General features: G+C 71.2%; 7 protein-coding genes. All 7 read right to left on the reverse strand.

The features are described from left to right. Positions 1-4 precede the first annotated feature (4 nt). The gene (locus ACWEPL_RS13155; protein ID WP_452436203.1) at positions 5-562 is read right to left on the reverse strand and encodes an alpha-ketoglutarate-dependent dioxygenase AlkB; all 558 of its coding nucleotides are present in this window, start codon (positions 560-562) and stop codon (positions 5-7) included. A 194-nt stretch (positions 563-756) separates the two neighbouring features. Beyond that, positions 757-1,686 carry a lipoyl synthase gene (gene lipA, locus ACWEPL_RS13160; RefSeq protein WP_350728831.1) on the reverse strand — a complete coding sequence of 310 codons (930 nt, stop codon included), beginning with the start codon at positions 1,684-1,686 and terminating at the stop codon, positions 757-759. Between the two features lie 42 nt (positions 1,687-1,728). After that, a complete protein-coding gene (locus ACWEPL_RS13165; protein ID WP_452436204.1) occupies positions 1,729-2,709 on the reverse strand; it encodes a M48 family metallopeptidase in 981 nt (326 codons plus the stop codon). Positions 2,710-2,731: 22 nt separating this feature from the next. Continuing rightward, positions 2,732-3,424, reverse strand: a complete 693-nt coding sequence (gene lipB / locus ACWEPL_RS13170; RefSeq protein WP_363963382.1) for a lipoyl(octanoyl) transferase LipB — start codon at positions 3,422-3,424, stop codon at positions 2,732-2,734. Between the two features lie 37 nt (positions 3,425-3,461). Further along, entirely contained in the window at positions 3,462-4,199 is a 738-nt protein-coding gene (locus tag ACWEPL_RS13175; RefSeq protein ID WP_350728838.1) for a Type 1 glutamine amidotransferase-like domain-containing protein, read from the reverse strand. A 37-nt stretch (positions 4,200-4,236) separates the two neighbouring features. Beyond that, on the reverse strand, positions 4,237-5,130 hold the full coding sequence (locus ACWEPL_RS13180; RefSeq protein ID WP_363963384.1) for a TIGR01777 family oxidoreductase: 894 nt from the start codon (positions 5,128-5,130) through the stop codon (positions 4,237-4,239). Positions 5,131-5,267: 137 nt separating this feature from the next. After that, positions 5,268-6,345: 2-oxoglutarate dehydrogenase, E2 component, dihydrolipoamide succinyltransferase (gene sucB, locus ACWEPL_RS13185; protein WP_452436205.1), on the reverse strand; the 1,078-nt coding region annotated here is incomplete at its 5' end.

Raw genomic sequence — 6,345 nt, forward strand, 5'->3', positions numbered from 1 at the left:
CCGGTTATGGTGCCGGGTCGTTGACCGTGCGGAAGGTCACTGACACGCGCCGCGTGCGCGGGACGCGGCCTGCCGCGGTGGGGTCGCTCTTGCGTGCGGCGATGCTGTGACGCCAGGTGTATCGGGCAGGTCCTGACATGACGCACAGGCTGCCGGGGGCGAGAGATATCGCCACCTTCGTACCGTCCGCAGGATGGGTGAAGTCCATGACGCAGGCGGAGCCCAGGGAGATCGCGGCGACGACCGGGCCGAAACAGGGCACGCAGTCGACGTGTGGGCTGATGCCCTGCCCCGGCTGGTACTCGTTGATGATCACTTGGTTCGCTTCGCCGTCCATGATCCCTTCGCGGACCAGGCGTACGGCCTGCTGCCGTGCCCATCCCGGGATCGGTGGAGCGGCGGCGATCAGGGGATCCCTCGCCACACTTCGGCGGCCGTAGTCGTAGCGGTGGCCGTAGTGCTGCACTCGTCTTCGCAGTTGTGTCGACCACTCGGCGGCGCCGAGGGACGAGAGCAACGACGCGCAGGCGTCGGGAGCGAGCCAGCCGGCGATGTAGCGCAATCCCGGGACCATCTCATCGCGAGACGCCGGCGGGAGGCCGTCAAAGGACAGTTGATCGAAAGACTCCGGCATGCCGAGAACAGTAACCAGCCGTCAAAGGACTTCGAACGATTTTGCGGTGGCGGGGTCATGAGCGTGGCCGGGTATGAAGCAGCCCCGGGACCGTACGGGTCCCGGGGCCGGAGGTTGGGAGGTCAGGCCGTCTGGCGAGCCTCGATGGCCTGCTTGTAGAGGCGGCCCGCCCGGTACGACGAGCGCACGAGCGGCCCCGAGAGCACACCGGCGAACCCGATGGCCTCGGCCTCCGCCTGCAGCTCCACGAACTCCTCGGGCTTCACCCACCGCTCCACCGGATGGTGCCGGGGAGTGGGCCGCAGGTACTGGGTGATGGTCAGCAGGTCGGTGCCGGCCGCGTGCAGGTCGCGCATGGCCTCGACGACCTCCTCGCGCGTCTCGCCCATGCCCAGGATCAGGTTGGACTTGGTGACCAGCCCGGCCTCGCGGGCCGTCGTGATCACCGCGAGGGACCGCTCGTAGCGGAACGCGGGACGGATCCGCTTGAAGATCCGCGGCACCGTCTCGACGTTGTGCGCGAACACCTCGGGCCGGCTGGAGAAGACCTCCTCCAGCTGGTCGCGGTTGCCGTTGAAGTCGGGCACCAGCAGCTCGACGCCGCACCCGGGCAGCAGCCCGTGGATCTGGCGGGCCGTCTCGGCGTAGAGCCAGGCGCCGCCGTCGGGCAGGTCGTCGCGGGCGACGCCGGTCACGGTCGCGTACTTCAGGCCCATCTGCTGCACGGACTCGGCCACGCGGCGCGGCTCGTCGCGGTCGTACTCCTTCGGCTTGCCCGTGTCGATCTGGCAGAAGTCGCAGCGGCGCGTGCACTGGTCGCCGCCGATGAGGAAGGTCGCCTCGCGGTCTTCCCAGCACTCGTAGATATTGGGACAGCCCGCCTCTTCACAGACCGTGTGCAGGCCCTCCCGGCGCACGAGCGATTTCAGCTCGGTGTATTCGGGGCCCGTCTTCAGCTTGGTCTTGATCCACGGGGGCTTGCGCTCGATAGGGGTTTCGGCGTTACGCACCTCCAGGCGGAGGAGCTTTCGGCCTTCAGGGGCAACGGTCACGTCCCCAGCTTACGTCTCCTGGAAATGCAGCCCGGCCGGGGGTCACGAGATGAGGCCGAAGCCGCGGATCGCGCGCGTGTAGTGGGCGAGCAGTTCGTCGTCGACGCGTTCGGACTCACGCGTGCCGAGCAGCTCCGAGTGCGGGGGAGTGGTGAGCACCCCGTCGTCGGTGAGCCTGGAGCGGGCCAGCGCGCCCTGCCTGATGGCCGCCACGCTCTCGCCGCGCAGCGCCGCCGCCTGCATCGGCGCCAGGTAGCCGCCGCCGGCCAGCCCGTCGAGCTCGGCGAGGTCCTGTTCGGAGGCGGCCCGCCGGGCCAGCTGCCGCTGCCGGGCCAGGGTACGGCTCTCGCCGGCGCGGGCCAGCCGGGTCAGCGCGTACCGGACCAGGAGCACGGGCCCGCCGAGCACCCGCCCGAGCATGCGGCCGAACATCCCCGCCACCTCGTACGTGGTCCCCGGGTGGTCCACCGCGCCCAGCGAGGAAGCCGCGATCTTGGTCTGCGCCTCCTCCCTGATCCGCAGCGGTTCGGCCCCCAGCAGCGCGTCCCGCCACGCCTCCAGGGTGAACAGCGCCCCGCTCACGACGAGCTCGTCGCCGGTCGGCACCCGCGCGTACGCCGTGGCCAGCAGGGCGACCCGCTGCTTGGGCGGCAGCGCCAGCCACAGCGGCAGCCCGATCATCAGGACGGGGGTACGCAGCGGGCCCACGCGGTCGTAGCGCGTGTCGGGGTCCAGGTCCATGACGGCGACCTTGCGCGGCCGCCGGACGCCGACCCGGTCGGCCACGCGCTCCGCGGCGCCGTACAGCTCGGGCGCCGACGAGCGGTCGAGCACCTCGGCGTCGGCGGGCAGGCCGCCCAGGCGTGGCCGCAGCGCCCACGCGATGGCCAGGCTCGCGCCGCCGAACAGCCACGCGAGCAGGGAGCCGGGGTACCCCAGGATCACCCACGCGCCCAGCGCGACGAAGCCGAGCGTCAGCAGGTGGACCAGAAGGGCGAGTAAGAGAGCGAGGACACGCTTCACACGGCTGATCGTAGGCCGTGGGTCATCTGCGGAGAAGGTCCTCTTCGTGGAGATCGTACGACTCCATGCCGAGGGCCTCCGCCAGCCGCTTCTCCGCGATCGGCATGACCTCCTCCACCACGATGCGGCGGCCGGTCTCCGCCGACAGCGAGGAGACGCCGACGTCGGGGATGCCGCACGGCGCGATGCGGTTGAACCAGCGGGGGTCGTTGGCGCAGTTGAGGGAGAAGCCGTGCATGGTGACGCCGCGGGCGACGCGCAGCCCGACCGCGCCGAGCTGGCGGTCGGGCAGGCCCAGGCTGGGATCGCCGACCGCCCAGACGCCCCCGCGCCCCTGCACCTGTCTCGCCGTGACGCCGAAGTCGGCGCAGATCTGGATCATGGCCTCCGCGAGGCGGCAGGCGTACGCGTTGACGTCGGTGACGCCGACGATCGGGTAGGCCACCAGCTGCCCGGGCCCGTGCCAGGTCAGCCGGCCGCCCCGGTCGACGTCCACGACCGGGGTGCCGTCGGCCGGACGCTCGTCCGGGGCGGTGCGCTTGCCCGCGGTGTAGACGGGCGCGTGCTCGAGGAACAGGACGGTGTCGCTCAGCTCTCCGGCGACCCGCTTGCCGTGCACCCAGCGCTGCAGCGACCAGGCCTGCTCGTAGGGGACGTCGACGCCGAGGCGGACGATGGCGAGTGCGTGGGGATCGTCCCCGTCGATGGGGCGCATGAGCCTATTGTGCCGGTCCCGCCCCCGCGAAGGGTAATCAGGGGGTAAGGAGTCGAGGCTCGATCCTGAACTCCTTGACCCCGCCGGCCCCGTCGCTCTCCACCCGGTACGCGTAGCCGCCCGGCTCGACGGTCACCGCCTGGATGAACTCCGTGCCGACGTAATGGAGCCCCACGCCCTCGTCGGCGGCGTATCCGGACGGCAGCTCGCCGCCGGCCACCGACTCCTGCAGCAGCGGCCGGCGCTGCGGGTCGGAGTCGTAGTGGACGCCGCACGAATAGGGGAGCAGCGCCATCCCCTCGGCCCACACGCGCAGGTCAGGTCCGAAGGAGTCGGTGTTGCCGCCGACGTGCCAGCACAGCGCGCCCGCGCTCTGGCCGGAAAGCACCACCCCGGCCCGCCACGCCTCCTCGAACGCCTCGTCAAGGCCGTGCAACCGCCACAGGGCCATCAGGTTGGCCACACTGCCGCCGCTCACGTAGATCATGTCCTGTTCGAGCATCCACGCCCGGGGATCCTCGACATTGGGCATCGGGAACACGGTGAGATGGCTCAACTCGACGTCCCACCCGGCGAAGGCGCCGTACATCTTCAGGATCCAGTCGTCCGAGTCGCCCACCGCGGTGGCGACCAGGCCCAGCTTCGGCCGGTCCTGCCCGGTCAGGTCGAGGCCGTACCGCAGCAGCGCGCTGGCCTCGAGGAAGCTGTAGCGCCTGCTCGGGCGGAAGGATCCGCCCCCGATGGCGAGGATGTGTGACTGTCCTGACCGGCTCATGTCAAGATTCTCCCACCTGTTGAAGACGGACGGTTCACTACAGTACGGCGCTCAGCGCCTCGTCGAGGCGGGTATGGGCGAACACATAGCCGCTGTCGAGCAGCTTCCCCGGCTCGACGCGATGGCCGGGCAGCAGCGCCTCGCGGGCGAACTCGCCGAGCCCCGCGGACAGCGCGAAGCCCGGCACCGGGATCGGCACTGTGCCCTTGCGCAGGGCTTTTCCGAGGGTGCGGGTGAATTCGGCGTTGGTCACGGGCGAGGGCGAGGTGAAATTGACTGGTCCTGTAATGTCACGATTTTTCAAGACATGCACTGCGGCCCCGACCCAGTCGTCCACGGCGATCCACGACCAGTACTGCTTCCCCGACCCGAGCGGCGCCCCCAGCCCGATCCTGAAGATCGGCAGCATCCGGCCGAGCGCCCCGCCCTTCTCGCTGAGCACCAGCCCGGTCCGCATCTGCGCGGTCCTGACCCCGGCCTCGCCCGCCCGTCTGGCCTCGCCCTCCCAGCGCCCGCACAGATCCGCCAGGAAGCCGCTGCCCTTCCCCTGGCTCTCGTCGATCACCCGGTCGCCGGTGTCGCCGTAGAAGTCGACCCCGGAGGCGGACAGGAGCACCTCGGGCTTGCCGGACAGCGCGCCGATCGCGTCCACGAGCACCCTCGTGCCCTGGACCCGGCTGGCGACGAGCTCCCGCTTGTACGCCGGGGTCCACCGCCGGTCGCCCACGGACGCGCCCGCCAGGTGCACGACCGCCTGCGCCCCTTCGAGCGCGGCCTGGTCGATCTCCTGCTCGGCCGGGTCCCAGAAGGCCTCGTCGGCTTCGCGCGGGCGGCGCCGTACGAGCCGGACGACCTCCCACCCCTCGGCCCGCAACGCCGGCACCAGCGCCGACCCGAGCAACCCCGACGCCCCCGTCACGATGATCGCCATAGCCCCACAGTACGCCCGCCCCACGTCACGGACGCGCCAGCCGCGCCAGGCCCAGAGCAGGCAAACGGCCGGGCGGCCCCGGAAGGGGAGCCGCCCGGCCGCAAACGCCAGGATCAGGCCCAGGATCAGGCCCAGGATCAGGCCAGGCCGAGCTGGGCCTCGAAGCGGCCCTCCTCGAGACGGCGCTTGACCGTCGTGAGGAAGCGGGCCGCGTCCGCGCCGTCCACCAGACGGTGGTCGTACGTCAGCGCCAGGTAGACCATCGACCGGACCGCGATGACCTCGCCCTCAGGCGTGTCGATCACGACGGGCCGCTTGACGACGGCGCCGGTGCCCAGCATGCCGACCTGCGGCTGGTTGAGGATCGGCGTGTCGAACAGGGCCCCACGGCTGCCGGTGTTGGTCAGCGTGAACGTGCCGCCGGTGATCTCGTCCGGCGTCACCTTGTTGGCGCGCGTGCGCTCGGCCAGGTCGGCCGTCTTGCGGGCCAGCCCGGCGAGGTTGAGGTCGCCGGCGTTCTTGATGACCGCCGCGATCAGGCCGCGCTCGGTGTCGACCGCGATGCCCAGGTGCTCGACGTCGAAGTACGTGACCTCCATGGTCTCGTTGTTGATCGTCGCGTTGAGCTTCGGGTGCTGCTTGAGCGCCTCGATGGCGGCCAGCTCGAAGAACGGCATGAACGACAGCTTCACGCCCTCGCGGCGCAGGAAGTCGGCCTTCGCCTGGTCGCGCAGCCGCGCGATCTTGGTGACGTCGACCTCGACCACCGTGGTGAGCTGCGCGGCCGTCTGCAGCGACTCGACCAGCCGCTTCGACATCGTCTGGCGCAGCCGCGTCATCTTCTCCGTGCGGCCCCGCAGCGTCGTGTCGACCTCCACGGGCTCGGGACCCGCGGTGATCGGCGCCTGCGCGGCGGGAGCGGCGGCGGGCGCCGGCTGGGCGGCGGCCGGAGCCGGAGCCGCGGCGGGGGCGGCCTGGGCCGCGGCGGCCTTCTCGCGCTGGGTCTTGGCGGCCTCGAGCACGTCCTGCTTGCGGATGCGGCCGCCGACGCCGGTGCCGTTGATCGCGTCGAGGTTGACACCGTGCTCGTTGGCCAGCTTGCGCACCAGCGGCGTCACGTACGGGCTCTCACCCGACGGCAGCGGCGCGGCCCAGATGGTGGTGGCGCCCATCGTCACCGGATAGAGCCATGATGGGCATTCGCGCTGCGTGAGC

Source organism: Nonomuraea sp. NPDC004186 (assembly GCF_053603495.1).

Bases quoted from the DNA above. Each gene is read 5' to 3' on its own strand.
- lipB (WP_363963382.1), bottom strand. From the start codon at position 3,424: ATGCGCCCCATCGACGGGGACGATCCCCACGCACTCGCCATCGTCCGC.
- ACWEPL_RS13175 (WP_350728838.1), bottom strand. From the start codon at position 4,199: ATGAGCCGGTCAGGACAGTCACACATCCTCGCCATCGGGGGCGGATCC.
- ACWEPL_RS13180 (WP_363963384.1), bottom strand. From the start codon at position 5,130: ATGGCGATCATCGTGACGGGGGCGTCGGGGTTGCTCGGGTCGGCGCTG.